The 13,877-nt window shown below is 62.4% G+C and carries 15 protein-coding genes; 10 read left to right on the forward strand and 5 right to left on the reverse strand.

What is annotated here, in order from left to right; all coding sequences use genetic code 11:
• Positions 1-142: 142 nt before the first annotated feature.
• From infC to aceA, 3 genes are all read right to left on the reverse strand, one after another.
• Positions 143-760 (reverse strand): translation initiation factor IF-3, encoded by a 618-nt coding sequence (gene infC, locus BW39_RS06210; RefSeq protein ID WP_012206414.1) that lies wholly within the window; start codon positions 758-760, stop codon positions 143-145.
• Positions 761-840: 80 nt separating this feature from the next.
• Complete coding sequence (gene thrS, locus BW39_RS06215; protein WP_043820564.1) at positions 841-2,772, reverse strand: threonine--tRNA ligase; 1,932 nt, start codon at positions 2,770-2,772, stop codon at positions 841-843.
• 308 nt (positions 2,773-3,080) lie between these two features.
• Positions 3,081-4,412, reverse strand: coding sequence for an isocitrate lyase (aceA, locus tag BW39_RS06220; RefSeq protein ID WP_013801675.1), 1,332 nt, complete (start codon positions 4,410-4,412; stop codon positions 3,081-3,083).
• A gap of 362 nt (positions 4,413-4,774) precedes the next feature.
• Here aceA and BW39_RS06225 point away from each other — a divergent pair, with 362 nt between their 5' ends.
• From BW39_RS06225 to hemP, 8 genes are all read left to right on the forward strand, one after another.
• Complete coding sequence (locus BW39_RS06225) at positions 4,775-5,725, forward strand: DMT family transporter (protein WP_043820566.1); 951 nt, start codon at positions 4,775-4,777, stop codon at positions 5,723-5,725.
• A gap of 216 nt (positions 5,726-5,941) precedes the next feature.
• Positions 5,942-6,241: an SWIB/MDM2 domain-containing protein gene (locus BW39_RS06230; protein WP_012206418.1), complete on the forward strand. Its 300-nt coding sequence runs from the start codon at positions 5,942-5,944 to the stop codon at positions 6,239-6,241.
• A 117-nt stretch (positions 6,242-6,358) separates the two neighbouring features.
• The gene (locus tag BW39_RS06235) at positions 6,359-7,486 is read left to right on the forward strand and encodes an alpha-hydroxy acid oxidase (RefSeq protein ID WP_043820569.1); all 1,128 of its coding nucleotides are present in this window, start codon (positions 6,359-6,361) and stop codon (positions 7,484-7,486) included.
• Between the two features lie 106 nt (positions 7,487-7,592).
• Positions 7,593-7,865: a (2Fe-2S)-binding protein gene (locus tag BW39_RS06240; RefSeq protein ID WP_012206420.1), complete on the forward strand. Its 273-nt coding sequence runs from the start codon at positions 7,593-7,595 to the stop codon at positions 7,863-7,865.
• A gap of 101 nt (positions 7,866-7,966) precedes the next feature.
• The gene (locus tag BW39_RS06245) at positions 7,967-8,668 is read left to right on the forward strand and encodes an energy transducer TonB (protein ID WP_013801672.1); all 702 of its coding nucleotides are present in this window, start codon (positions 7,967-7,969) and stop codon (positions 8,666-8,668) included.
• A 15-nt stretch (positions 8,669-8,683) separates the two neighbouring features.
• Entirely contained in the window at positions 8,684-9,406 is a 723-nt protein-coding gene (locus BW39_RS06250) for a MotA/TolQ/ExbB proton channel family protein (RefSeq protein WP_012206422.1), read from the forward strand.
• 3 nt (positions 9,407-9,409) lie between these two features.
• On the forward strand, positions 9,410-9,823 hold the full coding sequence (locus BW39_RS06255) for an ExbD/TolR family protein (protein WP_013801671.1): 414 nt from the start codon (positions 9,410-9,412) through the stop codon (positions 9,821-9,823).
• Between the two features lie 200 nt (positions 9,824-10,023).
• Positions 10,024-10,245, forward strand: a complete 222-nt coding sequence (gene hemP / locus BW39_RS06260) for a hemin uptake protein HemP (RefSeq protein ID WP_012206424.1) — start codon at positions 10,024-10,026, stop codon at positions 10,243-10,245.
• A 261-nt stretch (positions 10,246-10,506) separates the two neighbouring features.
• Here hemP and BW39_RS06265 read toward each other — a convergent pair whose 3' ends face one another.
• Positions 10,507-10,914 carry a GlcG/HbpS family heme-binding protein gene (locus tag BW39_RS06265; RefSeq protein ID WP_043820571.1) on the reverse strand — a complete coding sequence of 136 codons (408 nt, stop codon included), beginning with the start codon at positions 10,912-10,914 and terminating at the stop codon, positions 10,507-10,509.
• Between the two features lie 190 nt (positions 10,915-11,104).
• Between BW39_RS06265 and BW39_RS06270 the strand changes: the two genes are divergently transcribed.
• The gene (locus tag BW39_RS06270) at positions 11,105-11,797 is read left to right on the forward strand and encodes a Bax inhibitor-1/YccA family protein (protein ID WP_012206426.1); all 693 of its coding nucleotides are present in this window, start codon (positions 11,105-11,107) and stop codon (positions 11,795-11,797) included.
• 66 nt (positions 11,798-11,863) lie between these two features.
• Positions 11,864-12,292 carry a hypothetical protein gene (locus BW39_RS06275; protein ID WP_012206427.1) on the forward strand — a complete coding sequence of 143 codons (429 nt, stop codon included), beginning with the start codon at positions 11,864-11,866 and terminating at the stop codon, positions 12,290-12,292.
• A 101-nt stretch (positions 12,293-12,393) separates the two neighbouring features.
• Here BW39_RS06275 and rlmD read toward each other — a convergent pair whose 3' ends face one another.
• Positions 12,394-13,866 (reverse strand): 23S rRNA (uracil(1939)-C(5))-methyltransferase RlmD, encoded by a 1,473-nt coding sequence (gene rlmD / locus BW39_RS06280; protein WP_043820573.1) that lies wholly within the window; start codon positions 13,864-13,866, stop codon positions 12,394-12,396.
• Positions 13,867-13,877: the final 11 nt, after the last annotated feature.

Genomic DNA, 13,877 nt, shown 5'->3' on the forward strand with positions numbered 1-13,877 from the left:
CCCGAGACACTTCTGTGCCAGCCCGGAGGCCGGCAAGAACAAGGGACATGGAAACCATGTCCCTTGCATCGCACGCCCCGCGCAATCAACTCGCGCACGGCCTGCAAATTCTGTCGCCCCTCAACGAAGGGCGAAACCGCGATTATGCCTTATCAGCCACCGCAGGTGCAGCAGAAACTTCTGCCGGCTTGCCGCCAGCTGTGGGCTTCTTGCGCGCAGGGGCGATCATCATCACCATCTGGCGGCCTTCCAGCTTGGGGAACTGCTCCACCTGGATGGAATCCGCCAGATCGTCACGCAGACGGTTCAGCAGGTCCAGACCAATCTGCTGGTGCGTGATTTCACGGCCGCGGAACCGCAGCGTGATCTTGCACTTGTCACCATCGGCCAGGAAACGGCGGATGTTGCGCAGCTTGATGTTGTAGTCGCCGTCGTCGGTACCAGGGCGGAATTTCACTTCCTTGATTTCGATGACGGTCTGCTTGGCCTTGGCTTCGGCAGCCTTCTTCTGTTCAAGGTACTTGAACTTGCCATAGTCCATCAACCGGCAGACAGGCGGAGTGGCAGTGGCGGCAATTTCCACCAGGTCCACGTCCAGCTCGCCCGCCATGCGCAGCGCTTCCTGCAGAGGCACGATGCCCAGCGGCTCGTTCTCCGGGCCGGACAGACGCACTTCAGGCGCCATGATTTCACGGTTGAGACGATGCTTGCGCTCTTCACGGTGGCGCCGATCACGAAATTCAGTAGCTATGGTTCTCACCCTTGGATTTAAGTTGCTACAACAGCGTAGCCGCTTGTGTGCAGTACACGCAAGCGGCTACCGCCTTTGGAGATGCTCCATCAGGCCTTCGCCGCGATGTCCTTGGCCACGAGTTCAATGAACGCATCGACCGACATCACACCGAGGTCCTTGTTGCCCCGTGCGCGCACTGCCACTGCACCAGCGGCCTTCTCCTTGTCGCCAGCAACAAGGATGTAAGGCAGCTTTTGCAACGAATGCTCCCGTATTTTATACGTAATCTTTTCGTTGCGCAGATCTGTCGCCACCCTAAGGCCTTGATTCGGAAATGCTTTTTGCAGCTTTTGTGCGACTTCCCGCACATAGTCCGCCTGCGCGTCGGTGATATTGAGCACGGCAGCCTGCACGGGAGCCAGCCAGGTCGGCATGGCGCCAGCGTGCTGCTCGATGAGAATGCCGATGAAACGCTCCAGGCTGCCAACGATGGCACGGTGCAGCATCACGGGGCGATGGCGGTCGCCATCCTCGCCCACGTACTCCGCATCCAGGCGCTCGGGCATGGAGAAATCCACCTGGATGGTTCCGCACTGCCACTGGCGGCCGATGGCGTCCTTGAGCGTGTACTCGATCTTGGGGCCGTAGAACGCGCCATCGCCGGGCGAGATCACGTACTCGCAGCCCGAAGCCTCCAGGCTGTTGATCAGCGCAGCTTCTGCCTTGTCCCAGCTTTCATCGGAGCCGATGCGCGCCTCGGGGCGCGTGGCGACCTTGTAGATGATGTCGCTGAAGCCGAAGTCCGCGTAGACCTTTTGCAGCAGCGTGGTGAAGGCCAGCACTTCGGGCTGGATCTGGTCTTCGGTACAGAAGACGTGGCCGTCATCCTGCGTGAAGCCGCGCACGCGCATGATGCCGTGCAGGCCGCCCGTGGGCTCGTTGCGGTGGCACTGGCCGAATTCGCCGTAGCGCAGCGGCAGGTCGCGGTAGCTCTTGATGCCCTGCTTGAAGATCAGGATGTGGCCGGGGCAGTTCATCGGCTTGAGCGCGTAGTCGCGCTTTTCCGACTCGGTCGTGAACATGTTCTCGCGGTACTTGTCCCAGTGACCCGTCTTCTCCCACAGGGTCTTGTCCAGGATCTGCGGACCCTTGACTTCCTGGTAGCCGTTGTCGCGGTACACGCGGCGCATGTACTGCTCGACCTCTTGCCACAGGGACCAGCCCTTCGGGTGCCAGAACACGGTGCCCGGCGAATGCTCGTCGATGTGGAACAGATCCAGTTCACGGCCCAGCTTGCGGTGGTCGCGCTTTTCAGCCTCCTCCAGCATGTGCAGGTACTGCTGCAGGTCGTCTTTCGATGCCCAGGCCGTGCCGTACACGCGCTGCAGCATCTCGTTGCGATGGTCGCCACGCCAGTAGGCGCCAGCCACCTTCATCAGCTTGAAGAACTTGAGCTTGCCGGTGCTGGGCACGTGCGGGCCGCGGCACAGATCCTCGAAGCTGCCTTCGCGGTACAGGCTCACATCCTCATTGGAGGGGATGCTGGCGATGATCTCGGCCTTGTAGTTCTCGCCAATGCCCTTGAAGTACGCAACGGCCTCGTCGCGCGGCAGCACGCGGCGCACCACGGGCTCATCCTTGGCGGCCAGTTCGGCCATGCGTTTTTCGATGGCAACCAGGTCCTCGGGCGTGAAGGGGCGCTTGTACGAGAAGTCGTAGTAGAAGCCGTTCTCGATCACGGGACCGATGGTGACCTGGGCCTCCGGGAACAGTTCCTTGACCGCATAGGCCAGCAAGTGGGCCGTGGAATGGCGGATCACCTCCAGGCCATCGGGGTCCTTGGCCGTCACGATGGACAAGGGCATGTCCTTGTCGATGACGAAGCTGGTGTCCACCACCTTGGCGTCGTCGCCCGTGCCAACCTTGCCAGCCAGTGCAGCCTTGGCAAGGCCCGTGCCTATGGATGCGGCCACTTCGGCCACGGTGACCGGGCCGGGGTACTCACGTTGCGAACCATCGGGAAGCGTAATGTGGATCATGGGATTCCTAAAATATTTCTCAGGGGGCGCGCATCCCCCAAAAGCAAAAAGCGCGGAGCCAGGTCCGCGCTTTCTTGGGGTCGAGTGGATCTCGTGCAGGCGCGAACCGCCAGCCGCTAGCGGCCGGTGTACATCTCCGATGTAGTTCGCGGTGTCATAACCATGATGCCTTTCTCGCCCTTGTCAGTTGTTGTCAATTGAAAACTTCCGCCATTTTAACCCCAGCAAAGAAAAAGCGCCCGAAGCACAAGGCCCCGGACGCTTTCTCACCCCTATCTACCTGAAGTTGCACTCACCGAAGCCGCGCTTCAGTGGAATTGCTCCTCTTCCGTGGAGCCGGTCAGTGCCTTGACGCTGGACGAGCCACCCTGGATCACCGTGGTCACGTCGTCGAAGTAGCCTGCACCCACTTCCTGCTGGTGCGACACGAAGGTGTAGCCTTGTTCGCGGGCTGCGAATTCGGGCTCCTGAACCATGTTCACGTAGTGCTTCATGCCTTCGCCGTTGGCGTAGGCGTGGGCAAACTTGAACGTGTTGAACCAGTTGATGTGAATGCCGGCCAGCGTGATGAACTGGAACTTGTAGCCCAGAGCAGACAGGTCTTCCTGGAAGGACGCGATCTGGCTGTCGTTGAGGTTCTTCTTCCAGTTGAACGAAGGCGAGCAGTTGTAGCTCAGCAGCTTGCCTGGGCAGGCGGCATGCACGGCCTGGGCGAACTCGCGGGCAAAGCCGATGTCGGGCACGCCGGTTTCGCACCACACCAGGTCGGCATAGGGCGCATAGGCCACGCCGCGGCTGATGGACTGTTCCATGCCATTGCGGACACGGTAGAAGCCTTCCTGTGTGCGCTCGCCGGTCAGGAACGGCTTGTCGTTGGCGTCGTGATCGGAGGTGATCAGGTTGGCGGCTTCAGCATCGGTGCGGGCCAGCACGATGGTAGGCACGCCCATCACGTCAGCGGCAAAGCGGGCGGAGATCAGCTTCTCGACGGCTTCCTGGGTGGGCACCAGAACCTTGCCGCCCATGTGACCGCACTTCTTCACGGCAGCCAGTTGGTCCTCGAAGTGCACGCCGGCTGCGCCAGCGGCAATCATGTTCTTCATCAGTTCGAAAGCGTTGAGCACGCCGCCAAAACCGGCTTCCGCATCGGCGACGATAGGCAGGAAGTAGTCGATGAATTCCTTGTCGCCGGGGTTGATGCCACGGCCCCACTGGATTTCGTCGGCACGCTTGAAGGTGTTGTTGATGCGGCGCACCATGGTGGGCACCGAGTCATAGGCGTACAGCGACTGGTCGGGGTACATGGTTTCGCTGGTGTTGCCATCGGCAGCCACCTGCCAGCCCGACAGGTACACCGCTTCCAGGCCAGCCTTGGCCTGTTGCATGGCCTGGCCTGCGGAGATGGCGCCAAAGGCATTCACGTAGCCCTTCTTGGCACCGCCGTTGATCCTGTCCCAGAGCAGTTCCGCGCCACGCTGGGCCAGCGTGTACTCGGGCTGCAGGCTGCCGCGCAGGCGCACCACGTCGGCGGCGCTGTAGCCGCGCTTGACGCCCTTCCAACGGGGGTTCTGCGCCCAGTCTTTCTCAAGGGCGGAAATCTGCTGTTCACGGCTCAGTTGCTGGGTCAGGGATTGGGGCATGTTGCTCTCCTGGGAGGTGGTTGAAACAAGCGGCTTTCTTGCGTCGGCCTTGGGATCAAATTTAAGTCTTATAGAAGACCTCATCAACATCTTGTGTCTTATACAAGACTAAATTTTTCATCATATAAATCAACGAGTTATTTTCATGTTTTTCAATATGAAATCACATTTCTCGTATTGAGAAAAATTGGCGCATTGCAGCATTTCAATATTTCACAATGCAAAACATGAATTCCATGCCATGAAAAGTCACCACAGCATGGCAAGCGTCCGCGACAGGCACATGTCACGCACACCGGACGCGCTCACAGGTACCATCGCGCGTTCAGGCGGCGCTCCCGCCTCTCAAACCTGCACTTGCCGTGAACACCTCCCATCGCAGATCTGCCTATGCCTGCCTGGCGCTGAGCATGTCCCTGGTCGGCAGCTATGTCGCCCTCTCCAAGCCTCTGGCGGCCATTTTTCCGGTGCTGCTGCTGGCCTGGCTGCGCTTTGGCATCGGGGCCATCGCCATGCTGCGCTGGCTGCGCAAGCCGGCTGACGAGCCACCCCTGTCTCGGCGCACGCAGGGCCTGCTGTTTCTTGAGTCGCTGTTCGGCAACTTTCTCTTCACCATCTGTATGGTGACTGGCGTGAGCCTGACAAGCGCCGTCACGGCCGGCGTGACCATGGCTGCCATCCCTGCTGCCGTGGCCTTGATGAGCTGGCTGTTTCTGCGCGAGCGCGTGGCTGCGCGCACCTGGCTGGCCATTGCGCTGGCCGTGGCGGGCATCGGCCTGTATGCACTGTCCCGCCCGGACGCTGGCGCCGCCTCGGCAGCATCAGCCTCACCGCAGGCGTGGCTGGGGCAGATGCTGCTGGTCGGTGCCGTGCTTTGCGAGGCGTTCTACGCCGTCATAGGCAAGCGCCTGACCACGTCCCTGGGGCCCAAGCGCATCACATCCATCGTCAATGTCTGGGGATTCGCGCTGTCAACGCCCTTCGGGCTGTATCTGGCCTGGCGCTTCGACTTCGGCAGCGTGGCATGGAGCATCTGGGGTCTGTTGCTGTTCTACGCCCTTGCCGCCTGCGTGTGGACCGTGTGGTTGTGGATGACGGGCTTGCGCAACGTGCCAGCCTCCCAGGCCGGCACCTTTACGGTACTGCTGCCGATCAGCGCTGCCGTGGTCGGCATGTGCGTGCTGGGCGAACGGGTCACATCCATGCAGGCGCTGGCCTTTGCGATCGCCCTGCTGGGCATTCTCGTGGCCACCTGGCCGGGCAGAAAACGCCTTGCACAACACCCTTCCGCGAGCGGTGCCAGCCCCCTCTGAAGACGCTGCCGCCGACGGCCAACCTGCCAGTGCGGCCCTCGAAAGCGAGCCAGAATGCAAAAACTCCTCAAAAAACAGCGCCACAGCAACAAATCGAGGCAAAAATTTGACGGGTAAGCTTGGAAGAGCGTTTTTTTCCCATTAGCATCAGCCTGCCAGTGGATAGCGACGGTTTTTCGCTGGTAAAGAATCCACTCCATACTAGGAACAAGCAACATGGCAACTGCAAAGAAGGCAACGGCTGCTCCGGCAGCTCCCGCAAAGAAGCGCACTCCCAACGCCGCCTTCATGAAACCCCTCACCCCCAGCCCCGCTCTGGCTGCCGTGGTGGGTTCCACTCCCCTGCCCCGCACCGAGATCATCAGCAAGCTGTGGGTCTACATCAAGGCCAACAAGCTGCAAGACGCTGCCAACAAGCGCATGATCAACGCCGACGCGAAGCTCAAGGAAGTGTTCGGCAAGCCCCAAGTCTCGATGTTCGAGATGGCTGGCCTGATCGGCAAGCACGTCAAGTAATCCTCGGGCCTGCGCCACGACGGATGAAAGCCGGCCCCTGGGCCGGCTTTTCTTTTTTCCGGGATTCCATCTCCTCTTCTTGCCGAAGATGCTGCACACCGACAACATTCCAATGCCATGAGTCAAGTGCCCGCGCTGCAAGCCGTTCCCGACGGCATCATCAATCTGGCCGACCATGAGGCGCATGCGCGGCAGCGGATGGACGACAACGCCTGGGCCTATTTCTCGGGCGGCGCGGCCGATGAGCGCAGTCTTGCGGCAAACCGCAGCGCCTGGGACGCGCTCACACTGTGGCCGCGCGTGCTCCGCCCCCTTGCAGGCGGCCATACCCGGCTTCAGTTGCTGGGCAGGGAGCTGGCCTGCCCGCTGCTGGTGGCTCCCATGGCCTTCCAGCGCATGGCCCATGCGGACGCAGAGCTTGCAACGGCCTATGCCGCAGCGGCGCTGGGGGCGGGCATGGTGCTCAGCACACAGGCCAGCCTGCCGCTGGAGACAGTGGCACAGGCAGCACGGCTCACGCCTGGCCATGGCCCTTTGTGGTTCCAACTCTATCTGCAGCATGACCGTGGCTTCACCACGCAACTGATCAAGCGCGCAGAGGCCGCAGGCTACGAAGCGCTGGTGCTGACGGTGGACGCGCCCACCAGCGGTGTGCGGGACCGTGAACGCCGCGCGCGCTTTTGTCTTCCACCGGGAGTGTCTGCCGTCAATCTGCAGGGGATGGCGCCACTTGCAGCCATGCAACTCGCACCAGGCCAGAGCCCCCTGTTCGACGGCCTGCTGCACCATGCCCCTACCTGGGATGACGTCGCCTGGCTGCAGCAGCAGACACGGCTGCCGCTGCTGCTCAAGGGCGTGCTCCACCCGGCCGATGCGCTGCAGGCCGCGAGATTGGGAGTCGCGGGCATCATCGTCTCCAACCATGGAGGGCGCACGCTGGACACCGCACCGGCCACGGCAACAGCCCTAGCCCGCGTGGCCAGGGCCGTGCGCGGCGCGGGCCACGAGCTCCCCTTGCTGGCCGACGGGGGCATACGGCGCGGCACAGACGTGCTCAAGGCGATCGCCCTCGGTGCGACGGCGGTTCTGATAGGCCGCCCCGTACTCTGGGGGCTGGCCAATGCGGGCGCCGCCGGCGTGGCCCATGTGCTCAGGTTGCTGCGCGATGAACTGGAGATCGCCATGGCGCTGACAGGGTGTGCCACCCTTGCCCAGGCCACTGTGGAACTACTGGATACCGAGTAAAGCCGAGCGCCTTACAGCCCTACAGACAACCAAGAATTGCAAATGCGATGAATTCTCATTTATAATTTTTCATCCTATCAATAGCCAGCCACTACTGCCTGTAGCCATGATCGTCTGTGTATGCCGCCGGGTTTCCGACCGTGAGATCGCACGCCACGCTCATGCGGGCATGAGCTTTGACGAGATCCAATTCGAATTGGGTATCGCCATGCAGTGCGGCCGCTGCGAAAGCTGCGCCCGGGATGTGGTGGCGCAATGCTGCGCCAGCCAGCCCGTGGCGGCCATCCACAACGAGGTCGCGGCCCAGACCGTCCAGCTTGCCAACAACATTCTGGAGAGCAAAGCATGGTCCTCCTCTCAGCACTTGTCGGCAGCCTGATCCTCGTCGTTACATGCACCTGGTGGATTCTGCGCAGCTGATACTCCGTCTTCCGAGCGACAGCACCCGGCTCCCATACGCTGACCGCTCCTTCTGTCTCTATGTCCCAGTCTGATCGTTTTGGCCCCCCCGGGGGCCTTGGCCGTAACGTGGCCATCGCGGGTTCGGTCGTGGTCTTGCATGCAGCAACCCTTTGGGCGATGCAGCATGGCCTGCTCCAGCGCGCACCCGAAGAGGTCATCGTGCCAGCCCAGGTGATTGCGGAATTCATTTCGCCACCCGCTCCCGAGCCCGAGGCACCCAAGCCCCCTCCTCCGCCACCACCTCCCAAACCGCAGCCGGTCGTGAAGAAGGCACCGCCGCTGCCCAAGGCCATTGCCGACCCCAAGCCTGCACCTGCGGCGCCGCGCGGCACGCTGGACGACGAGCCCAAGCCCGTGGTGGAAGCACCGCCGGCACCGCCCGCCCCTCCTGCGCCGCCAGCGCCTCCCGCGCCCCCGGCGCCACCGGCTCCGCCCAAGATCGAATTGCCGTCCAACAACGCGGCCTACCTCAACAACCCGGCCCCCAACTACCCCGCCATCAGCAGACGCATGGGGGAACAGGGAACGGTCACGCTGCGCATCTTCGTGGACGCGCAAGGCCTGCCTCAAAAGATCGAGGTCAGCAAATCCAGCGGCTACGACCGTCTGGACCAGCAGGCCGTGGACGGCGTCAAGAACTGGAAATTCGTCCCCGGCAAGAGCAACGGCACGCCAACCCCCATGTGGGTCACCGTCCCGGTCAAATTCACCCTCAATTGATTCTCAGGAGTATCCATGGATTCCCAATTCGGCATTGCCCACGTCTGGACGCAGGGAGACTTCGTCACCCGTGCCGTCGCCATCATCCTGCTGGCCATGTCGGTGGCCTCTTGGCTCGTGATGATCATCAAGGCCCTGGACATCGTGAAGTTCAAGAAGCTGGCGCGCAACGCCCAGGACTTCTGGCACAGCCCCGACCTGGCCAGCGGCCTGGAAAAGCTGGGCGATGACCGCTCCAACCCCTTCCGCTACCTGGTGCTCGAAGGCCGCGAAGCCACCGCCCACCACCGCAAGACCAGCGCCCACCTGCATGACACGCTGGACATCAGCGACTGGGTGACCCGCTGCATGCGCAACGGCATCAGCGAGTTCACCGCCCGTCTGCAATCGGGCCTGGCCATTCTGGCTTCCGTGGGCTCGACCGCCCCCTTCATCGGCCTGTTCGGCACCGTCTGGGGCATCTACCACGCGCTGGTCGCCATCGGCCTGTCCGGCCAGTCCTCGATCGACAAGGTCGCGGGCCCCATCGGTGAAGCGCTGATCATGACCGCCCTGGGCCTGGCCGTGGCGATTCCCGCCGTGCTCGGCTACAACGCCGTGGTGCGTGGCAACAAGTCCATCCTCAACGCCCTCAACAGCTTTGCCCACGACATGCACGCCTACTTCGTGACCGGCGCCCGCGTGTCCATCGACGGCAAGGAAGCCGGCAACGTGCTGCCGCTGAAGAAAGGCGCGTAAGCCATGGCATTCGGAACAATGGATGATGACGGCGAAGAGGTGATGAACGAGATCAACATGACGCCGCTGGTCGACGTCATGCTGGTGCTCCTGATCATCTTCATCATCACCGTGCCGGTGATGAAGCATTCGGTGAACGTGGACCTGCCCCGCGCCACCAACCAGCCCGAGGACGTCAAGCCCGCCACCGTGCGCCTGGCCGTCTCCGCCGATGGCCAGTACCACTGGAATGGCGTTGCCGTCAGCGATACGCAGTTCGAGGAGAACCTCAAGGCCGAGGCGGCCAAGGAGCCGCAACCTGACCTGCATATCCAGGGTGACAAGGAAGTGCGCTACGAGCGCGTGGCCCAGGCCATGGCTGCCGCACAGCGTGCAGGCGTGCGCAAGATCGGCTTCGTGACGGACCCGGCCAAGTAGGCCGTGGCAGGCATTCCTTGCCTGGCGATCAACGACAACGGCCCTTCGGGGCCGTTTTTCATTCTCTTTGCGTTGGCAGTGCATCGGGTCGCAGGGATAGGACTGGTCCCAGAAACCACAATGCGAGTAAGTCTCACTTGATTTTCAATTGAGAATTGTTATCATTCACAAAACTTTCCAATTTTTGAGGAATTCCCTGCATGTCTGCCACTTCCGCCGCCACCTCGCATCTGTCCGGCAACTCCAACGCCCAGGCCTTTGCAGCGCTGCAGGCCGCAGCATCTGCAGCCCTGACCGGGGCCGCCAGCGGACTCGACAGCACCTTGCTGCTCAATGGACAAAAGGCTGTGACCATCGTGCACAACGGCACGCCCTACCGCCTGCAGGCCACCAAGCTGGGCAAGCTCATCCTGACCAAATAAGCAAGATTCCGGCCGTCGTCGGATGCCCGACCGGCGGCTTCTTCGTTTCATCGTGGGGCGACCTTGGGACTTCCAGTCTCAAAGGTCGATTAGCCAGCCAACAAAATCTTCGGATTTTGCGTAGCCAAGCATTTTTTCCCCGCGCTGCAGCGCAGATTGACCAAAGAAAAAGCCCCTGTCCATCGGCACAGGGGCTTTTTCTTGGTTGCATGGATCAGTCCCCAGGGACCGATTCATGCAGCATGGGTGCACCAGGGGCTATTACAGGCCCAGAGCAGCAATGCCGGCGCTGGCAACCTGCGCATCCTCGCTGGCCTTGACGCCGCTGACGCCCACGGCGCCCAGGCATTGGCCATCCTTCATGATGGCCACGCCACCTTCGAGCAGGCCGTCCAGCGTGGGCACGCTCAGGAAGGCCGTGCGGCCGTTGTTGATCATGTCTTCATAGCCCTTGGTATCGCGGCGGCCCAGGGCCGCCGAGCGGGCCTTGGACGGAGCGATGTGGGCCGACACGGCGGCGGCGCCATCCAGGCGCTGCAGCCACAGCAGGTGGCCGCCGTCATCGACGATGGCAATGGTCACGGCCCACTTGTTCTTCAGCGCCTCGGCTTCTGCGGCGGCGGCAATGGCCTTCACGTCGGCCAGTTCGAGTTCATGCTTGGTCTTCATAAGATTCCAATTATCCATTCCATCACAAATGTCCTATAAGCATAGCAATCGTATGAGGACTGACAATGCATGCGCAGAACAAAACATTCGAAACCAAACCATGGCGGCGGCTCGGGGTATTGCAAGTCGCGCGCAAGCCGCCACCTAGAATGGGCAAGTCGCAACAACACTCCTTCGGAGGACTGGCCACATGAATGATCAAGTCACCACACTGGGCTCTGCGGGCTACGGTGTCTCGCAGCAAGAGCGCAATCGCGTATTGCGCAACACCTACTGGCTGCTGGCCCTGAGTCTTCTCCCCACCGTGCTGGGCGCTTGGCTGGGCGTGGCCACGGGCATCACGCGCTCGCTGAGCGGCGGGTTGGGGCTCATCGTCTTCCTGGGCGGCGCCTTCGGCTTCATGTTCGCCATCGAGAAGACAAAGCACTCGGCAGCCGGCATTCCCGTGCTCCTGGGCTTCACGTTCTTCATGGGCCTGATGCTGTCGCGCATGATCGGCATGATCCTGGGCTTCAAGAACGGCTCCGAGCTGATCATGACCGCCTTTGCAGGCACGGCCGGCGTGTTCCTGGTCATGGCCTCGCTGGCCACGGTGATCAAGCGCGACCTGTCGGGCATGGGCAAGTTCCTGTTCGTCGGCGTGCTGGTGCTGTTCGTGGGCTCCATCATCAACGTCTTCATCGGCTCCACGGCCGGCATGATGGCGATCTCGGTGGCGGCCATCGGCATTTTCAGCGCCTACATGCTCTATGACCTCAAGCAGATCATGGACGGCGGCGAGACCAACTACATCAGCGCCACGCTGGCTCTGTACCTGGACCTGTTCAACGTGTTCCAGAGCCTGCTGGCCCTGCTGGGCATCATGGGCGGCGAACGCGACTGATGCCGCGCGCGGAAGGCTTCGCCTTCCCTGCTGCACACAAAAGGCCTCCTTCGGGAGGCCTTTTGCATGTCCGGGATCATCATTTGTGCAAAGCGGACTCAACTTCTTCCAGGGCCTGCCGATAATCTCCTCAAGATGACCATGCCTAATCTTCCCCGCACCTTCGCCATCCTGCTGCTGCCCACGCTGCTCGCCGGCTGCAAGCTGGATGATATTCCGGGCCTGGGACCGGACCCCCGCACCGTCGCCAAGGAGGCCGAGGCCAAGGCCATCGGCGGGGCGTGCCGCCATGCCCTGCGCGGGCTGGAGGATTGCTACACGCTCAACCCCAAATCGTCCAAGGCCCTGGTGTTTGCAGGCTGGAAGGATATGGACGAATACATGCGCGCCAACAAGATGGAGGGCACGCCTTCGGTCCTGGGCCAGAGCGACCGCCGCCGCAGCGACAAGGATGAGGCGCCTGCCGAGCCGACCTCAGGCCGCAATCGCAGCTGACCCCTTTTGAGATCCGGATTTGAGATCTGGATCCACCCGTCAAAAAGCCGTGGCCGCCCGAGGGCTCCACGGCTTTTTTCATGGCGCAGGCAGCCAAGCCGTCAGTCTGCGCAGCGCTCGAACACCGCCATGCTCTCCACGTGGGCCGTGTGCGGGAACATGTTGACCACGCCTGCCGATACACAGCGATAGCCGGCCAGATGCACCAGAAGGCCGGCATCGCGCGCCAGCGTTGCGGGATTGCAGCTGACATAGACGATGCGCTCGGGAAAGCGCCAGGCCTCATGCCCTGCCGGCAGGGCCTCGGCGCCTTCGGCACCGATGCGCGCCTGGTGGATGTCGGCCAGGGCCTTGGACAGCGCAAACGCGCCTTCACGCGGCGGATCCACCAGCCACTTGCCGGCCACGCCGTCGGCGAACAGCATCTCGGGCGTCATCTCGAACAGGTTGCGCGCCACAAAGCGCGTGGGCGCGAGCTTGTCGCCCTCTGCGCGCTGTGCGTTGTTGGCCGCGTAGTTTTCATGAGAGCGCTTGACCAGGGTATCGCTGCCCTCGATGCCCAGCACCTCGCGCGCCTGCGTGGCCAGGGGCAGGGTGAAGTTGCCCAGACCGCAGAACCAGTCGATCACGCGCTCGTCCTTCTTGACATCCAGCAGGCGCAGCGCGCGCGTGACCAGCACGCGGTTGATGTGCGGATTGACCTGGGTGAAGTCCGTGGGCTTGAACGGCATGGTGATGCCGAAATCGGGCAGGCCGTAGTCGAGCTGGGCGCCTCCCTGCTCCATGAGGTGCACGGTGTCCGGGCCCTTGGGCTGCAGCCACCACTGAACGTTGTGCTCGACTGCGAAGGCCCGCAGACGGGCCTGGTCGTCCTCGGACAGCGGCTCCAGATGGCGCAGCACCAGGGCCGTGACGGAGTCGCCGCAGGCAACCTCGATCTGCGGGCAGGTTTCGCGCGCATCCATGGAGGCGATCAGTGCGCGCATGGGCAGCAGCATGGCGTCCACATGGGGCGGCAGGATCTTGCAGGTCTCCATGTCGGCGATGTAGCGGCTCTTGCGCTCGTGAAAGCCCACCAGCACCTTGCCCTTCTTGGCCACATAGCGCACCGACAGGCGCGAGCGGAAACGGTAGGCCCAGGACGGACCTTCGATGGGGCGCAGCAGCGTCTCGGGCTTGACCTTGGCCAGATGCCAGAGATTGTCTTCCAGCACGCGCTGCTTGATGGCCACCTGGGCGCCCACGTGCAGATGCTGCATCTTGCAGCCGCCGCAGGCGCCGGCATGTAGACCGAAATTCGGGCAGCCGGGGCGCACGCGCTGGGAAGATTCGCGGTGGATGGCCGTCAGGCTGGCGGCTTCCCAGTTGTTTTTCTTGCGATGGGTGTTGGCGCTGACCAGTTCGGTAGGCAGGGCGCCGTCGATGAATACCACCTTGCCATCGCTCTTGCGGGCCACGCCCTGGGCGTCCATATCCATGGACAGCACCTGCAGCCAGCCTTCGGGCAGTGCAGGGGCGTCGATGTCGGCTTCGGGCAGGTTGTCGGGGATCTTGTTGTCGCGGGGTTCACTCATGGGGCACGATT

This window comes from Delftia sp. RIT313 (assembly GCF_000632165.1).
GTDB classification, from domain to species: domain Bacteria; phylum Pseudomonadota; class Gammaproteobacteria; order Burkholderiales; family Burkholderiaceae_C; genus Comamonas; species Comamonas acidovorans.

Excerpts from the sequence above, each read along its gene's own strand:
- BW39_RS06250 (WP_012206422.1), top strand. The coding sequence starts at position 8,684 with ATGGATTCCCAATTCGGCATTGCCCACGTCTGGACGCAGGGAGACTTC.
- BW39_RS06240 (WP_012206420.1), top strand. The coding sequence starts at position 7,593 with ATGATCGTCTGTGTATGCCGCCGGGTTTCCGACCGTGAGATCGCACGC.
- BW39_RS06255 (WP_013801671.1), top strand. The coding sequence starts at position 9,410 with ATGGCATTCGGAACAATGGATGATGACGGCGAAGAGGTGATGAACGAG.
- BW39_RS06235 (WP_043820569.1), top strand. The coding sequence starts at position 6,359 with ATGAGTCAAGTGCCCGCGCTGCAAGCCGTTCCCGACGGCATCATCAAT.
- BW39_RS06275 (WP_012206427.1), top strand. The coding sequence starts at position 11,864 with ATGTCCGGGATCATCATTTGTGCAAAGCGGACTCAACTTCTTCCAGGG.
- rlmD (WP_043820573.1), bottom strand. The coding sequence starts at position 13,866 with ATGAGTGAACCCCGCGACAACAAGATCCCCGACAACCTGCCCGAAGCC.
- BW39_RS06270 (WP_012206426.1), top strand. The coding sequence starts at position 11,105 with ATGAATGATCAAGTCACCACACTGGGCTCTGCGGGCTACGGTGTCTCG.
- BW39_RS06265 (WP_043820571.1), bottom strand. The coding sequence starts at position 10,914 with ATGAAGACCAAGCATGAACTCGAACTGGCCGACGTGAAGGCCATTGCC.
- BW39_RS06230 (WP_012206418.1), top strand. The coding sequence starts at position 5,942 with ATGGCAACTGCAAAGAAGGCAACGGCTGCTCCGGCAGCTCCCGCAAAG.
- aceA (WP_013801675.1), bottom strand. The coding sequence starts at position 4,412 with ATGCCCCAATCCCTGACCCAGCAACTGAGCCGTGAACAGCAGATTTCC.
- BW39_RS06245 (WP_013801672.1), top strand. The coding sequence starts at position 7,967 with ATGTCCCAGTCTGATCGTTTTGGCCCCCCCGGGGGCCTTGGCCGTAAC.
- thrS (WP_043820564.1), bottom strand. The coding sequence starts at position 2,772 with ATGATCCACATTACGCTTCCCGATGGTTCGCAACGTGAGTACCCCGGC.
- hemP (WP_012206424.1), top strand. The coding sequence starts at position 10,024 with ATGTCTGCCACTTCCGCCGCCACCTCGCATCTGTCCGGCAACTCCAAC.